At 61.5% G+C, this 15,299-nt stretch carries 12 protein-coding genes and 1 pseudogene; 8 read left to right on the top strand and 5 right to left on the bottom strand.

Annotation, left to right across the window (positions count from 1 at the left end):
- Positions 1-145 precede the first annotated feature (145 nt).
- A complete protein-coding gene (locus HX805_RS20935) occupies positions 146-1,045 on the bottom strand; it encodes a DMT family transporter (protein WP_177036278.1) in 900 nt (299 codons plus the stop codon).
- Positions 1,046-1,142: 97 nt separating this feature from the next.
- On the opposite strand from HX805_RS20935, the gene HX805_RS20930 reads away from it, so the two are divergent.
- Positions 1,143-1,991, top strand: a complete 849-nt coding sequence (locus HX805_RS20930; protein ID WP_134325972.1) for a LysR substrate-binding domain-containing protein — start codon at positions 1,143-1,145, stop codon at positions 1,989-1,991.
- On the opposite strand, the gene HX805_RS20925 is transcribed toward HX805_RS20930, so the two are convergent.
- A complete protein-coding gene (locus HX805_RS20925; RefSeq protein WP_173406091.1) occupies positions 1,988-2,884 on the bottom strand; it encodes a LysR family transcriptional regulator in 897 nt (298 codons plus the stop codon). The two genes, HX805_RS20930 and HX805_RS20925, sit on opposite strands and share 4 nt — an antisense overlap.
- Before the next feature lie 85 nt (positions 2,885-2,969).
- Here HX805_RS20925 and HX805_RS20920 point away from each other — a divergent pair.
- Positions 2,970-3,635 (top strand): annotated as a pseudogene (locus HX805_RS20920) (NADPH-dependent F420 reductase); the annotation flags it as partial.
- Between the two features lie 85 nt (positions 3,636-3,720).
- Here the strand turns inward: HX805_RS20920 and mqo are convergent.
- Complete coding sequence (gene mqo / locus HX805_RS20915) at positions 3,721-5,367, bottom strand: malate dehydrogenase (quinone) (protein ID WP_003218888.1); 1,647 nt, start codon at positions 5,365-5,367, stop codon at positions 3,721-3,723.
- A 437-nt stretch (positions 5,368-5,804) separates the two neighbouring features.
- On the opposite strand from mqo, the gene HX805_RS20910 reads away from it, so the two are divergent.
- The 6 genes from HX805_RS20910 to HX805_RS20885 all read left to right on the top strand — a co-directional run bounded on the left by HX805_RS20910 (position 5,805) and on the right by HX805_RS20885 (position 11,646).
- Positions 5,805-6,383 carry a fimbrial protein gene (locus HX805_RS20910; protein WP_003218890.1) on the top strand — a complete coding sequence of 193 codons (579 nt, stop codon included), beginning with the start codon at positions 5,805-5,807 and terminating at the stop codon, positions 6,381-6,383.
- Positions 6,384-6,450: 67 nt separating this feature from the next.
- Positions 6,451-7,146: a molecular chaperone gene (locus tag HX805_RS20905; RefSeq protein ID WP_177117279.1), complete on the top strand. Its 696-nt coding sequence runs from the start codon at positions 6,451-6,453 to the stop codon at positions 7,144-7,146.
- Positions 7,147-7,187: 41 nt separating this feature from the next.
- Positions 7,188-9,764, top strand: coding sequence for a fimbria/pilus outer membrane usher protein (locus HX805_RS20900; protein ID WP_177117278.1), 2,577 nt, complete (start codon positions 7,188-7,190; stop codon positions 9,762-9,764).
- A gap of 1 nt (position 9,765) precedes the next feature.
- Positions 9,766-10,677 carry a fimbrial protein gene (locus HX805_RS20895; protein ID WP_256348246.1) on the top strand — a complete coding sequence of 304 codons (912 nt, stop codon included), beginning with the start codon at positions 9,766-9,768 and terminating at the stop codon, positions 10,675-10,677.
- A 10-nt stretch (positions 10,678-10,687) separates the two neighbouring features.
- Positions 10,688-11,155, top strand: coding sequence for a fimbrial protein (locus tag HX805_RS20890; RefSeq protein WP_003218898.1), 468 nt, complete (start codon positions 10,688-10,690; stop codon positions 11,153-11,155).
- Positions 11,152-11,646 (top strand): fimbrial protein, encoded by a 495-nt coding sequence (locus HX805_RS20885; RefSeq protein ID WP_003218900.1) that lies wholly within the window; start codon positions 11,152-11,154, stop codon positions 11,644-11,646. The genes HX805_RS20890 and HX805_RS20885 overlap by 4 nt, the downstream gene beginning before the upstream one ends.
- Here HX805_RS20885 and HX805_RS20880 read toward each other — a convergent pair whose 3' ends face one another.
- Positions 11,647-12,294: a response regulator gene (locus tag HX805_RS20880; protein WP_017477281.1), complete on the bottom strand. Its 648-nt coding sequence runs from the start codon at positions 12,292-12,294 to the stop codon at positions 11,647-11,649.
- A gap of 28 nt (positions 12,295-12,322) precedes the next feature.
- A complete protein-coding gene (locus HX805_RS20875) occupies positions 12,323-15,220 on the bottom strand; it encodes an ATP-binding protein (RefSeq protein ID WP_087693699.1) in 2,898 nt (965 codons plus the stop codon).
- Positions 15,221-15,299: the final 79 nt, after the last annotated feature.

Raw genomic sequence — 15,299 nt, 5'->3', positions numbered from 1 at the left:
CGTGACCGCCCAGCGTTTATACCGGAAAAAAAATGCCCCCTTGTTCCAGCCGCGCTCCTGCTTGGCCATAAGACTTTTTAACAGGTGCCAACTGTCAGCTTGCTGAACCCACGGGCAGACAGCAGGTAAAGAAAAACTGACCTTTTCAAGAGGCACAGACTGCGACCGGCTGTTTCAGTCGCACCAGAATCAGCCCGGCCACCACCACGGAGATCCCTGCATACGTCGACGCATGAATCTCATCGCCAAACATCAGTGCCGCCCACACCAGTGTCACGGGAGGCTCCAGGTACACCAATGTCGCCACATGGGTAGCCGTCATTACGCGCAACAACATCCACAGGCTCAGGTAAGCCACGAAGGTAGAGAACACCGTCAGCCAAACGATGGAGATCAATACGTCGGGGGTCTGCGGAATGCTCAGCGTATCGGTGTACAGCACCGCTGCAGCAAAGCCGATCAAGGTCAGCAACGACTGGATAAACAACGCCAGGCTCAGGTCGCCGGAGTCAGTGCGGGCCGCCCGCCGTTCGTACAGCGTGGCCACGGTCAGACCGAGTGCCGACACCAGGGGCAATGCATACATGACCCACCCGACTTCGGCCCCGCTGTTGCGGTATTGCCCGAAGATGACGATCGACACGCCGGCAAAACCGATCATCAAGCCCAGCCACTGCCAGCCGCCGCTGCGTTCGGCGTGGCTACCCGATGACAGCGCCGCCGTCATCAATGGCTGCAGGGCCGCGATGATCGCCGCAATCCCCGGCGGCAAACCGTTCTGGATCGCCACGTAGACACAGGTCAAATAGAGAAACTGCGAGAGGAAACCCACCACCGCGTGATGGCGGATCTGTGCCCAGGAAACCTTCAGCAGCCGCACGTTCAAAAACAGCGCCAGGCACAACGACACCAGCAAGAAACGCCAGAACAGCACGTTGAACACGCCATCACTCCGGGTCGCCAGTTTCGCGCCGATAAACCCCGAACTCCACGACAGCACGAACACCGCCTGTAACAGCAACCGCCCCACGGTTGATCGCTTCATTGAGCCTCCGGTTCGCTTGATTGACCAAAAGGCTAAGTGCCGCGCATGATTCTGTATATTTGAATAATCTGTACCACTAATCCTTAAAAGTGGAATCATGAGCAAACAACTGAATATTGATCTGTTGCGCACTTTCCACGCGGTGGCGCGCTTCCAGCGATTCAACGAAGCGGCCAATCATGTGCACCGCAGTGCCTCGACGGTGACCACGCAGATCCAGAAGCTCGAAGACCAGGTCGGTCAACGCCTGTTCAGCCGCAGCAACCAGGGGGTTGAGCTGACGATGTACGGCAAGAAACTCCTGGGCGAAACCACCGAATTCCTCAAGAGCCACGACCGCTTGCTGGCCTCCCTCACGCCGCAACGCATGCAGGGCAAGATTCGCCTGGGTTTGCCTGATTCTTACGCGCCAGACTTCATGCAGGAGTTCCTGCCCCGCCTGGTCGCCGACAACCCACTGCTGGAACTGGAGGTAGAGGCGCGCTCGAGTGGCGAACTGCTCACGCTGTTCGCCAGCAGGCAGTTGGACCTGGCCCTGATTGTCAGCGCCCAGCCGTTGGAACAAGGCGAGCGCCTGGGAGAAATCCAGCCGCTGTGGGTGGCCGCCGAACACTTCAGCTGCCCACCGCAGGCGCCACTGCCGATTGCCGTGCAACTGACAGGTTGCCCTTATCGCGCTGCAGCGATTCGAGCGCTGAAGGAGCACGGCACTTACTATCGGGTGCTGCTGGAAAGCGCGAGTTCGCCCGCTGTTGAAGCGTGTATCCGCAGTGGCATGGCGGTGGGGTTGGTGGAAGAAAGCCGCATGGGTAAGGGATTGACGCGCCAGATTGCTGGAGCTGAACTGCCGCCGCTGCCGCTGCATCACCTGTACCTGCTTGGCGACAGCAGCAACCTGTTGGCACTGCATCTGTATGAGCAGGTCAAGGCCGGCTTCAGCGTCTAGGGTGGTCCGAAACGCAACAGCACCGCATCGACAAATCGCCGCAGCTTGGCGGTGCGCTGGCGATTCGCGGTGTAGAGCAAATGCATCTGCCGACTTGGCGCCTCATAGTCCGGCAGCACTCGCACCAACTCACCGCTCTTGAGCGCCGAGCGCAAGAAATCCTCAGGCCCCAGCACAACCCCGAAACCATCCCGCGCGGCCGACATCAAGGCCCGGCTTTCATTCACGTGCAGGCGGCTGGCGACCTGGGCCTTGTGCAGGACGGCGCCTTGGTAGAACGACCATTCGCGATCAGCCGGACGTGACCAGTAGGCGTATCCCAGGCACTCGTGGTGTTCAAGGTCAGCGGGCGTCAGCGGCGTGCCGCGCTCGGCCAGGTATTTGGGTGCCGCACAGACCACCAGGCGGTAGGGCTGCAGCGGCCGGGCGGTGAGGCTGCTGTTCGCCAGCGGGCCGATACGGAACGCCACTTCGTAGCCCTCCTCCACCAGGTCGACAAACCGGTCGGTCAGGTGCAGGTCGATTTCCACCTCGGGGTTGTCGCGTAAAAATTCGGTCACCAGTGGCATCAGGCTGTAGGAGCCAAAAGTCACCGGGGCGCTGATCTTGAGCTTGCCCCGTGGTGTGTCATTCATGATCTGGGCGAGGGAGTCTGCGGCCTCTGCCTCTGTCAGGATATGTTTGCAGCGCTCGTAGTACGCGCTTCCCAACTCCGTCAGGCTTTGCCGGCGTGTGGTGCGGTTGAGCAGGCGTGCGCCCAGCCGCCGCTCCAGCGCCGCCACATGCTTGGCTACCATCTGAGGCGACATTCCCAGGCGTTCGGCAGCACGGGCGTAGGACCCCAGTTCGGCAGCCATCACAAAGGCACTCATGCTTGAAAGGCGGTCCATCATTCACCACTCCCAGTAACAATACCTAAACCAGAACGGCCATTTTTCCTCATCCAGTAGCCAATCATCATAACGTCTCTCTCAACTCAGGAGCACCGACATGAAAATTGGCATTATCGGAGCAGGCTTTATCGGACGCGCCGTTGCGCAGTTGGCGTTGGCGGCCGGCCATGAAGTGATGTTGAGCAACTCCCGCGGCCCGCAGTCGATGAGCAGCGTGCTGAGTGGCATTCGTGGGGTTCAAGTGGGTACTGCGCAAGACGCCGCGCAATTTGGCGAACTGGTCCTGCTGGCGATTCCGTTCGAACATTACCGCAGCGTGCCGGCGCAGTGGCTGGAAGGCAAAACCGTGATGGATGCCAACAACTACTACCCGAACCGCGACGGCGATATTCCCGTGCTCGACCGCTTTGAAACCACCACCAGTCGGTTGGTGGCCGAGCACCTGTCGCAATCAAATGTGGTGAAAGTGTTCAACGCTATCCTGGCGCCGGACCTGACCCAGGATGCTCGCAGCCGCGGCGCACCCGACCGGCGCGCGCTCCCGGTCGCGGCGGATGACCCGGCAGCCAAGGCGCAAGTCATCGCCCTGCTGGACGAGATCGGCTTCGACGCCGTAGATGCCGGTGGGCTGGATGAGAGCTGGCGGTTTGAACGCGCCAAGCCGGCGTACTGCATACCTCTGGATAAAGAGGGACTGAAGGCAGCGTTGGCAGCTGCAGAGCGGCAGGTCGAAGTACCCGCTCATTGGTGACACCTGCAAAAAAGCCCGCTGACCGTCACCGGTTCAGCGGGCTTTTTACGTTGCGCAGGCCCTGAATCAGGACCTCACCAACGTCTTACAGCGCGAGGTCAGAAGCTGGCTTGCTCGGCTCAGCCGCAGGCTTTGCAGCCTCGGTGGCTTTCGGAGCAGTCAGCTGCGGAATCGCAGGTGGAGGCGTCAGCTGCAGAATGTTGGCGGTGTAGGCCCATTCTTTAGCCACAGCTTCAGGGCTGTCGTTCAGCTTGGTGCCGTAGCTAGGCACGATCTGGTGCAGCTTTTCCTGCCAGGCCGGGGAAGCAACCTGTTCCTTGAACACTTTCTGCAGCACGGTCAGCATGATCGGAGCCGCGGTGGACGCGCCTGGCGATGCACCCAACAGGCCGGCGATGGTGTTGTCGGCGGAGCTGACCACTTCGGTACCGAGTTTCAGGACGCCGCCCTGCTCTTCGTCACGCTTGATGATCTGCACACGTTGACCGGCCTGCCACAGGCGCCAGTCTTCTTTCTTGGCGTTCGGGAAGTACTCTTGCAGCGCCTTGAAGCGGTCGTCATCCGACAGCATCAGTTGGCCGGCGAGGTACTCGACCAGTGGGTATTCGCGGATACCGACTTTGGTCATTGGCCAGATGTTGTGAGTGGTGGTGCTGGTCAGCAGGTCCAGGTACGAGCCTTCTTTCAGGAACTTGGTCGAGAAGGTAGCGAATGGGCCAAACAGAATCACGCGCTTGCCATCCAGCACGCGGGTGTCCAGGTGCGGAACCGACATCGGCGGTGCGCCAACGGAAGCTTTACCGTAGGCCTTGGCCAGGTGCTGCTCGGCAATCGTTGGGTTATCGGTGACCAGGAACGAACCGCCAACAGGGAAGCCCGCGTATTCCTTGGCTTCAGGAATGCCCGACTTCTGCAGCAGGTGCAGTGCACCGCCGCCCGCGCCGATGAACACGAACTTGGCGTCGGTTTCCGTCTTGGTGCCGTCTTTCAGGTTCTTGTAGCTGACACGCCAGGTGCCATCGGCGTTCTTGGTGATGTCCTGCACTTCGCTCGACAGTTTCAGGTCGAACTTCGGCGTAGTTTGCAGGTGAGCGACGAACTGGCGCGTGATCTCGCCGAAGTTCACGTCCGTACCGATCGGGGTCCAGGTGGCCGCGATTTTCTGGTTCGGGTCACGCCCTTCCATCATCAGCGGGACCCATTTGGCGATTTGCGCCGGGTCCTCGGAGTACTGCATGCCGGCGAACAGCGGGCTCGCCTGCAGCGCTTCGTAACGCTTCTTCAGGAACTTGATGTTGTCATCGCCCCACACGAAGCTCATGTGCGGAGTGGAGTTGATGAACGAACGCGGGTTCTTCAGGACGCCCTGCTGAACCTGCCAGGACCAGAACTGACGGGAGATCTGGAACGCTTCGTTGATCTCGACCGCTTTCGGGATCTCAACGTTGCCGTTCTTGTCTTCCGGGGTGTAGTTCAGCTCAGCCAAAGCCGAGTGACCGGTACCGGCGTTGTTCCAGCCGTTGGAGCTTTCTTCGGCCACGCCATCGAGGCGCTCGACCATCTCCATCGACCAGTCCGGTTGCAGCTCATTGAGCCACACACCCAGGGTTGCACTCATGATGCCGCCGCCGATCAGCAGCACATCGACTTTCTTTGCCTCTTCCGCGTGAACGGAAGTGATCCCCATCGACAAAGCCAGCCCCAGCAGGGCAGTGTTTACTTTTTTAAACATCAGTAGCACCTATGATAAAACGCCATCCGCCCCACTGCCCCTGATCATGGGCAACCCTCAATCACGCTGCGCCAGGCAACGCACCGCGGGGTGTGCACATTCATTCGGGGACCGCAGGGTGGGCACACAAGGCCGACGTATCGACCTCACTTTTATGTCCCTTCTGCGCTGACTTCTTATCATTATTGGCTTCAGCTACCTGGGCGCCAGCTAACCACCGGGACGTATACGGGTGTACGTACTCGATAGAGGCTAGACCAAGATGGCGCGCAGAATATCACGCTCGGCGCCTTATATGGACTCAGCGGTCGGGCGGCCATCAGTTCGCCAGTTTTTAAGATCCGTCTCATGTGCCTCTAAAACACAGCATTGCACTATGGATTGGCTTACCTGACGGGTAGGCAGACAACCTTCCTTCTCTTAAAAGAGGCACTGCAATGCTGAACAAACTGAGCCAACTCACCCTCGCCTGCGGCGCTTGCTGGTTGCTGGCCGGCACCGCTCAGGCGGCGGACGGGCAGATCGAATTCACCGGTTCCGTCACCGATAACGCCTGCACCATCACCACCGGCGACGTGAACAAGTCGGTGACTCTGGACCCGGTGCGCATCGCTGACTTCGCGCCCACCGTGGGTTCGGTGCTCACCGATAAAGCCAAGCCGTTTTCCATCAGCCTGGACAACTGCAGCACCGCGACCCGTAAAAACGTCGCGATCACCTTCAGCGGCCAGCAAGACGCCAGCGACCCGACATTACTGGGCCTGACCGGTGAAAACCAGGTGCGCGGCATCGCGATCCAGATCACCGACTCCCGTAACGGCAACAAACTGCCACTGAACACGCCGACCGCCGATTACGACCTGCGTGCACAGTCCAATACCTTCGACTTTACCGCTGCCTACGTGCGCACCGTCGCCGACACCACCACCGGTGAAGGCGACGACGCGGTGACCACCTCCGGCATCAGCACCGGTCAGGTGCACGCGCTGGCCAGCTTCGACGTTACCTACAAGTAATTGCTCGTCAACACCGTGGGCCAGGCGTTCGCGCGCCGGCCCGCGGGCTTCCGGAGGTCCCCCTGTCATGCGTTTGAAAGTCTATCTTCTGCTCGCCCTGCTGCCGCTCTGGCACAGCGCCGCCAACGCCGCCGTCACCGTCGGCGCCACGCGACTGATCTACGACGGCGCTTCCAACGAAGCCAACCTGAGCGTCAGCAACCGCGACGACACCTCGCCTTACCTCGTGCAGTCCTGGGTCAGCCACTTCGGCAGTGGCAACGAGGAAAGCGTCGATAACTTTTTCGTCACGCCGCCGCTGTTCCGGCTGGATGCCGACAAGGAAAATATCCTGCGCATCATTTTTACCGGTGGCCCAGAAGTGCCCCAGGACCGCGAAAGCCTGTTCCTGATGAACGTCAAGGCAATCCCGGCCATGAGCGACGATCAAAAAGGCAAGAACGTGCTGCAGATCGCGCTCAAGACCACGATCAAACTGTTCTACCGCCCGGCCGGCCTCAAAGGTTCGCTCAAGGACGCGGTGGCGCAAGTGAACTGGAAGGCCCAAGCGGGTGCATTGGCCGTCAATAACGCCTCCAAGCTGCACGTGGTGGTCAGCGAACTGAAGCTCAACGGCCTGCCGATCACCCAGGCGCCGGATGTGCTGCGCCCAGGCGAAGCGCGTGAGCTGCCGATCCAGGCAAAGGCCGGCGATGAAGTGCAACTGAGCTACATCGATGACTACGGCAGCATCGTGACCGCCCCCGTCATCCGCATTCACTGATACCCACGCGACAACCCCGGAACGCCTTTTCAGGAACGACCATGCTCCGTTCATTCCCATTCATGCGCCGTCGGGCCGTGAAGGCTTTCGGCTGCCCGCTCGTGGCCGCCGCCGTCTTGCACCTGGCCCCCGCACACGCCGGCTACGAGTTCGATGCGTCGTTTCTCGAAATCGGCGGCGGGCAGAGTTCGGCCGCTGTGAAACAACAGGTCAGCGCCATGAGCGACGGCCAGTTGCCGGGGATTTACCGGGTGGATATCCAGCTCAACCAGCGCTCGATCGAACAGCGTGATGTGCGTTTCATCCGCGCCACCGGCACCCAGGAACGCTCGAGCACCGGCCTGTTCCCCTGCCTGGATGTCGAGTTCTTCCGCGCCCAGGGCGTGGCCGACACGGCCCTGCAAAACCGCACCGACGCCGACCCCACCTGCATTGCGTTCGATCAGGGCCTGGCCGGCGTGAGCTACGACTACGACTTCAACCGCCAGATCCTGTCGATTGAAATCCCACAGGCCTACCTGGGCAGCATCCCTTTTGAAGTGCGCCGTCGGCAATGGAGTAACGGCGAACAGGTGGCCTTCACCAACTACAGCTTCACCGGCAGCACCGTGGAGTCCGATACCGGCCGCCGCCAGGACCAGTTCGGCAGCCTGAGGAGCGGCGTGAATGCCGGGGCCTGGCGCCTGCGCAATTTTTCGACCTGGCAAAAAGGCAGCACCACGCCCGGGCGCTGGGAGTCGCTGGAAACCTACGCCCAGCGCGACATGGGCAATATGATGGCGATCGCCACCCTGGGCGATTCCACCACCGAAGGCGACCTGTTTGACGCGATCCCCTATCGCGGGCTGGGCATCGCCTCTGATCTGGACATGCTGCCCGACCAGGCCCGCGAATTCGCCCCGGTGATTCGCGGCATTGCCAATGGCCGCTCGCGGGTGATCATCCGCCAGCGCGGCTATGTGATCCATGAGCAATGGGTGCCGTCGGGGCCGTTCGCCTTGACCGACCTGTACCCCACCGCCAGCAATGGCGACATCGAAGTCACCGTGGAAGGCCCGGACGGCCAGCGCCAGATCTACACCCAGTCGTTCTCGTCGGTGCCCTACATGCTGCGCGAAGGCCAGCAAAGCTATTCGGTATTCGCCGGCCAATACCGCCCGGCGCAATCGTCCTTTGTGCAGCAAACCCCAACATTTATCCAGGCCTCCCTACGACGCGGTTTGAGCGGCAGCACCACGCTGTTTGGCGGCAGCCTGCTGAGTAATCAATACAACGCCGGCCTGCTGGGTTTTGCCCACGACTTTGCCGGCTTTGGCGCGATCTCGGTGGACGTGACCCACGCCCGCAGCGACGCCGTGGGCCGGGAGAAAACCACGTCCAGCGGCCAGTCGTTTCGCTTTCGCTATTCCAAGTCCCTGGCGGCCACCGACACCAACTTCAGCCTGATCGGCTACCGCTACTCCACCGGCGGCTACTACTCGTTCAACGAAGCGCTGAACAGCCGCAGCACCGAGCAAACCCTGGACACGTACCGCAGCGGCCACATGAAAAGCAACTTCACCGCCAACGTGTCGCAGCAATTGGGCGGCTACGGCGGGGTCTATGCCAACGTGTCGAAAACCGCCTACTGGGACAAGAGCAAGGCCGACACCTCGATCCAATTGGGATACAGCGCGAGCGTCGGGGACATTTCCTACTCCCTTGGGCTGGGCCTGAACAAAGGCGCCAACAGCGACGACCGCAGCCTGTCCCTGAGCATCAGCATGCCCCTGGGCGGCACGCGCAGCCAGCGCGTTACGGCCAACATGAACCAGAGCGCGCGGGGCTCGGCATCACGCACCGCAACCCTGAGCGGCAACGCGTTCGAGGACGATACGCTGGCCTACAGCGCGGGTGTGTCGCAGCAAGTCAGCGGCGCGCAACGCCAGACCGGCGGCACCTTCGCCGCGCAATACGACGCGCCCAACGCGATTGTGCGCGGTGCCTATAACGAGACCACCGGCAGCCGCCAACTGGACATGGGCGTCGAAGGTTCGGTGGTGGCGTATGGCAGCAACCTGATGTTCAGCCAGCCATTGGGCGAAACCAATGTGATCGTCGCCACACCGGGCGCCGCCGACGTGGGCATCAGCAACAAGCGCGGTGTGCGCACCAACAGCAATGGCTACACCGTGGTGCCGCAGGCCCTGCCCTATCGCAAAAACCGCGTGTCGCTGGACACCCAGTCGATGCCGTCTGACGTCGACATCGCCGAGCCGGTGCAGGAAGTCACGCCAAACCGCGGCGCGTTTGTACTGGCCGACTTCGACACCCGGCGCGGCCAACGCATCCTGTTTCGCATCAGCGACACCCTTGGCGAAGCAGCGCCGTTTGCCGCCCGCGCCGAATTGCTTGCCCCGGATGGCCGCGCCCTCGGCAACACCCTGGTGGCCGACAAAGGCCGCGCGTTCCTGACAGGCGTGCCGCCCGAGGCGCGGTTGTTGGTCAGCGTCGACGGCCAGCCGTGGTGCAGCCGTGAATTGAAGCTGGACGAAACAGCGCCTGCCGACGGCGGCATCACCCAAATGAATATTCAATGTGAGCGCGCGGCCGGTGGGTCGGGTGCCAAGGATTCCTGACATGATCGTTAAAGCAACACATAAGGTGCGTGGACGGCTGATGCTTGCGCTGTTGTGCGCAGTATTGAGCTGCCTTTCACAACAGGCGCAAGCGTTGGTCGAAGGGAATCTCAACTGCACAGTGCCAGGCGTTCCGAGCGGCGGCTACACGTTTACACCGGGCCAGGCGATCAGGATCGTCTTCGAGGGCACGTGCACCGTTCGCCGCGCATTCCCCTATTCAGCCGGTTTAAATACGCGAATCAACTACATGAGCGGCCCGAATCAAGCCCCGTTGAGATGGTCCGACCCGTATAACAACATCTATTTATACGATCTGAATATCGGCCAATACAGCCGCAATTGCCTGGGCGGCTACTGCCGGCCTCTACCCCTTAATACTGTGGTGCCTTACCGCTACATTCTGGTGGGCACAGCACCCCAAACTGCAGGCACACGTTGGATAGGGGTGTTGCTGGGCGTTACCTCGGAAAACTGGCTGGGTTATGGCGAGTGGTTTCTTAACACAGGGTTTTCATACACCGTAGTCCCGCCTGCCTGCAGCCTGAGTTCACCCGGCAGCGTCAACCTGCGCTTCGGCTCTATCAGCAACAGCGACATCAATAACCAGATGCAGTCGACCACAGTGTCAATTAAATGCTCGGCGCAGATGCGAGCCAACGTCTACCTGCTTCCAAACCAGACGGTAGTCAGCCCTACTACCGGTGTGACGCGCACCTCGCTGGCAGGTTTGAACATGCAGGCGCTGTGGACCGACACCCTGAACCCGGTGAACTTCACTACCCCGCGCTTTATGCAGTTACGCGTGGGCAGCAATGACGTAAACCTGAGCTTCAAGCCACAACTGGCGGCCGGGCAATCACCGACGGGTGCGTTTCAGAGCCAATACACGCTGAACATCGACTATCAATGAGGGCCTTGCCATGAAAACTCCACTGCTCGCCCTGATGCTGCTCAGCAGCACCGCTCACGCTGCCGACGTGGTGAATATCACCGTCAGCGGCACCCTCACCCGCCCACCGTGCGTATTGAGTACCGGCACAACCCTGACCGCCGCATTTGGCGACGTGCGTACTGACCAGGTGGCGACCACCGGCACTGTGGAAGTGCCGGTGCGCTTGAAGTGCTCGTCGGGTTCTTCGCTAAATGTCAGCTTCACGTCCAATAACGGCACCTACACCTCCACCGTGGCCAAGACCACGGCGGATAACCTCGGTGTGTCGTTGCTGTGGGCGGACAACACGGCGGCAAACCTCAATGGCACCGTCAAGAAATACACCAACCTCAGCGGCGACGTGGATATCAGCCTCAAGGCGCAACTGGTCGAACGCGGCACGCTGGCGCCGGGCGCGTTCACCTCGTCGATGGTCATGACCCTCAATTACCTATGAAAGCGCTCGCCTGGATGCTGCTGGCCGTAGCCAGCACCGCCCTTGCGCAAGCGGCGGAAGAAGCGCAGATCGACGTCAGCGGCAAGCTGACCGCACCGCCGTGCACCGCAAGGTTTCCGAGTACGCAACAGGTGGACCTGGGCAAGGTCAACCTCAACCAGTTGGCCGACGGCAGCACCGTCGCCACCGATGTGCCGCTGGTCTTCGACTGTCAGGCGGGCGCTCAGGTCGAGCTGAGTTTGTCGGCGGGCATGGCCCGGGCCCTCACCGTCAGCCCGGTGCTGCTCACCAATCTCCCATCCCTGGGGTTGCAGGTGCAATTGCGTGACAAGACCGACAAGCCGGGGATCGGCCTGGGCCAAACCGGCACCTGGCCGGTAGAAGACGAACCGTTGGCGCTGACCCTGCGCGTCAAGCCCGTGTCCCTGGGCGAGCTGCCCGAGGCGGGTAGCTACAAAGCCACCCTGTTGATGCAGATGACGTACCGCTGATTACTGAAACTGCCGGGCTTCGATGCAATAGGTCAGCAGCGCCTGGTCACTGTCCACCTCCAGCTTGCGCATGGCCGAAATCTTCTGCGCGCTGACGGTCTTGTTGCTGCGGCTCAACTGCCGCGCGATATCGCTCACGCTCATGCCCGTCACGAATAAACGCAGCACTTCCATCTCCCGTGGCGACAGGCTCTGGAAGCGCGCCTGCACCTGGGTCACATTGGCCAAGACCGAAGTCGCGGCGGGCTCCGGTGCGCGGTAACTGCGCTGGGCACTGATCGCGCCGAGGGCCTTTTCGATCTCGCCGTGCAGGTGGTTCTTCTGGATCACCCCGGCCACACCCAATTCCTGCAAGCGGGTGAGAATCAGGCTGTTGGAAATCATGGTCAGCACCAGCACCTGGGTCGCGGGAAAGTGACGCAGGATGTACTCGATCAGCTTCAACCCATCGCCATAGGTGTCGTCACCCGGCATGTTGAAATCGGTGATCAGGACTTGCGGCCGGTGCTTGCGCAACTGCTCGATCAGTTGACTGGAACTGACCGCCTCGCCCACCAGGCTGTAGCGTGAATCACGCTGCACAATTTCGCGCACGCCCACCAGTACGATCGGGTGGTCATCGGCGATCACAACGTTCATTTCTCGCATTCTTTATCTTCCTTGTAATGGGCTTTCATCAAGTTTGCGACTCTGCCAGCAAGCACTGCGCAACCGCTGTAAGCCGTGCGCACACGCCTCGAATCTGCGTGGTGGCGTATGTATCCAGCGGTGCGTCGTACAGGGTGTTCTCCCATGCCTGACAAGCGCTGGACAGTTCCCCGGCACGCACACTGGCCAGCGCGCCGTTGAGGCTGTGCAAACGCTCACGTACGAGGGTGGCATCGCCGGCCGTCAGGCCTTGTTCGATCTGCTGCACATCCACCAGCAACGTGTCGGCCATCAGTTGGCGCATGGCCGGGGAAAGCTCGATCCAGCCTTCACGGTCCCGGTCCACCTGCACCACCGGCAAGGCCGTGGCCCGCCGGCAGTGCGCCATTAACGCCTGGCGCAGCATGCTCAGGCTCAGCGGTTTGACCACCCACGCGTTCATGCCCACCGCCAGGCAACGCTCGCCCTCCTCGCGCAGGGCATTGGCGGTGACGCCGATGATCGGCACCTGGACGCCTTGTTCACGCAACGCGCGGGCCAGGTCGTAGCCGTTGAGGCGCGGCATATTGATGTCGGTGATCACCAGGTCGAACGGCTGCGAACCCCAGATTTGCAGCGCATGCTCGCCGTCACGCGCTACGGTGGGGTGGGCGCCAAGGGCCTCGAGCTGTTCTTGCAGCACGGCCTGGCTGACCGGGTTGTCTTCGGCGACCAGCACGCGCACGTTCAGGCACGGTGCGTCCAGGCACGGCGGCATCGGCGGTTGTTCCGCAGAGGGCAGGGTTTCCTGAAGCACCGGCAAGGTGATGAACAGCGAAAAACTGCTGCCCAACCCTGGCTCGCTGACCACGCGCATGCTGCCGCCCATCAACTCACTCAAGCGCGAGCAGATAGACAGGCCCAGGCCGGCGCCATTGCCGTCCTGGTCGCCCGCTACCTGATAAAACGGCTTGAACAACTGGTCCAGCGCCTTTTCCGGAATGCCCACGCCGGTGTCAGTGACCTGCCATTGCAGGGTCACTTTATCGTCAAGTAGTTGCTGCACCATCAGGCGCAAACGCACGCGCCCGGAGTCGGTGAACTTGATCGCGTTGCCCAGCAGGTTATGCAGGACCTGCCGGATGCGGCCAGCATCGCCAAGCAGTTGCGGCGGTAGCAGCGGGTCGATCTCGGCATCGATCTGCAAGCCTTTATTGCGCGCGGTCGCGCTGAACGCCAACACCGATTCCGCCACCAACTGGCCCGGGCTGAACGGCGCCGCTTCCACGGCCATTTGCCCGGATTCGATTTTCGATACATCCAGTACGTTGCTGATCAACTGGAACAGCACAGTGGACGAACCCTGGATAATTTCCAGGTAGTGGCGCTGGCGCTCGCTCATGTCGGTCAGGGCCATCAGTTCCAGGTTGCCGAGCACGCCGTACAGCGGGGTGCGGATTTCATGGCTCATGGTTGCCAGGAACACGGTTTTGGCCTCGTTGGCTTCGGTGGCTTCCTGGCGCGCCTGGGTCAGCAACTGGGCTTCGTCCACGTGTCGGGTGATGTCGTTGCAGCCGCAGAGGAACACGTCCTCACCTTCGTACCGCGCCGCCACCACCACGACCTGCAAGTACCGCCCCTCCACCGCCAGGCACATCTCGCCGGGGGTATCCGGGCCATCGTTGGCCTTGAGCACGTCGAGCAGCGGTGCGGTGCCCTGCAATTGCAGCGCGCGCTGGTTTTCCAGGAGTAACTGGTGATCGCTGCGGCGCACTACGCACAATCCCACCGGGGCGTTGTGCAGCATGATGCGGTTGAATGCCTCGCTCTCGAACAGACGCTCCTGCGCGCGTTGCGCCGGGCTGACGATGCGGGTCTTGTACCAATGGTTGATCCACCAGCCCAGCAGCACGGCCGCCAGAAACGTCAGGCCAAGGCCCAGCAGCGGCCATTTGGCGTAGCGCAGGAAATCCTGATAGCTGATGGCGTACAGGCCGGTCCAGTGCTCTCCACCCTCGCTGAGCATCTTGAAGCGCAAACCCTGGCTGTTGAAGCTCAGGCCCAGGGGCGCCATGTGTTCATCGCCGAGGCTGCCGAGCAACACGTCGCCCTGGGGCGAGATCAGGGTGAACTGGTTGTAGACCGACAGTTGCAGTACTCGCTCGATTTCGTCGACCTGCGAGGTGTCCACCACCGCCGCCAGCGTGAGCAGGCCCTGAGGCTGATTGGCCGGCAATACGGCGGCAGGCGCGTCGAGGCCGATCATCGCGACCACGCTGCGGCTGTTCTGGTACAACTGCGGCGGCGCACGCATCCAGCGCACGCGGCTGTCGGTCAGCAGGAGGCTTTGGCTCTGTTGCAGTTGCTGCAAGCGGCTCACCACGTCGCGGTACTGCTCGCGCAACAATGGCTGGTGCTGGCGCAAGCCGCCCACGCCGGGCACGGCCAGGCTGGCGACGGCATTGGGGGTGAACACGAACAGCTGCGGCGAGGCGTAAAACGAGCTGGCCCAGTAGCCGCCGTAGTAGTCAGTCAGTTGCACGCCAAACGCCAGTGCCCGGCGCGTGTCATCCGCCGAGAACGTCTCGGCGTGGGACAAGGTGAAGGGTAGCGACATCGCAAACCCCTTGGCCTGCAACACCACCTGCCCGCCTTCGTGCTGCAACTCCACCACCGAGGTCGACTGCACGGCCGGCAGCGGCGGCGCGTTGCTGCGGCTGTAGCCACTGGCCACGTTGCGCAGGAACGCCTCGTGCTCATGGATGATCTCCACCACGCGGGCGAAGTGGAACTCGACCTTTTCCTGTTCAGCGTCGAGCAACCGCGACACCGCCCAATAGCAACTGCTGGACAGCAACAAGGCGAGCCCCGTGAGCAATAACAGGGCTTTGTTCAAGCGTTGAGAGCTTTGCGCCAGCTTGTCCAGGCGCAGACTTGCATGTTTCATCGTCAGTACCGCAGAAGCCTGAATCAGGATATGGGGCCTATGCTTGATCCCGGCATTGGCCAATAACGCCCGGCTGACC

The organism is Pseudomonas sp. G5001 (assembly GCF_013385475.1).
In the GTDB taxonomy this organism is placed as follows: Bacteria; Pseudomonadota; Gammaproteobacteria; order Pseudomonadales; family Pseudomonadaceae; genus Aquipseudomonas.
This window is presented reverse-complemented; position numbering and strand designations above follow the sequence as displayed.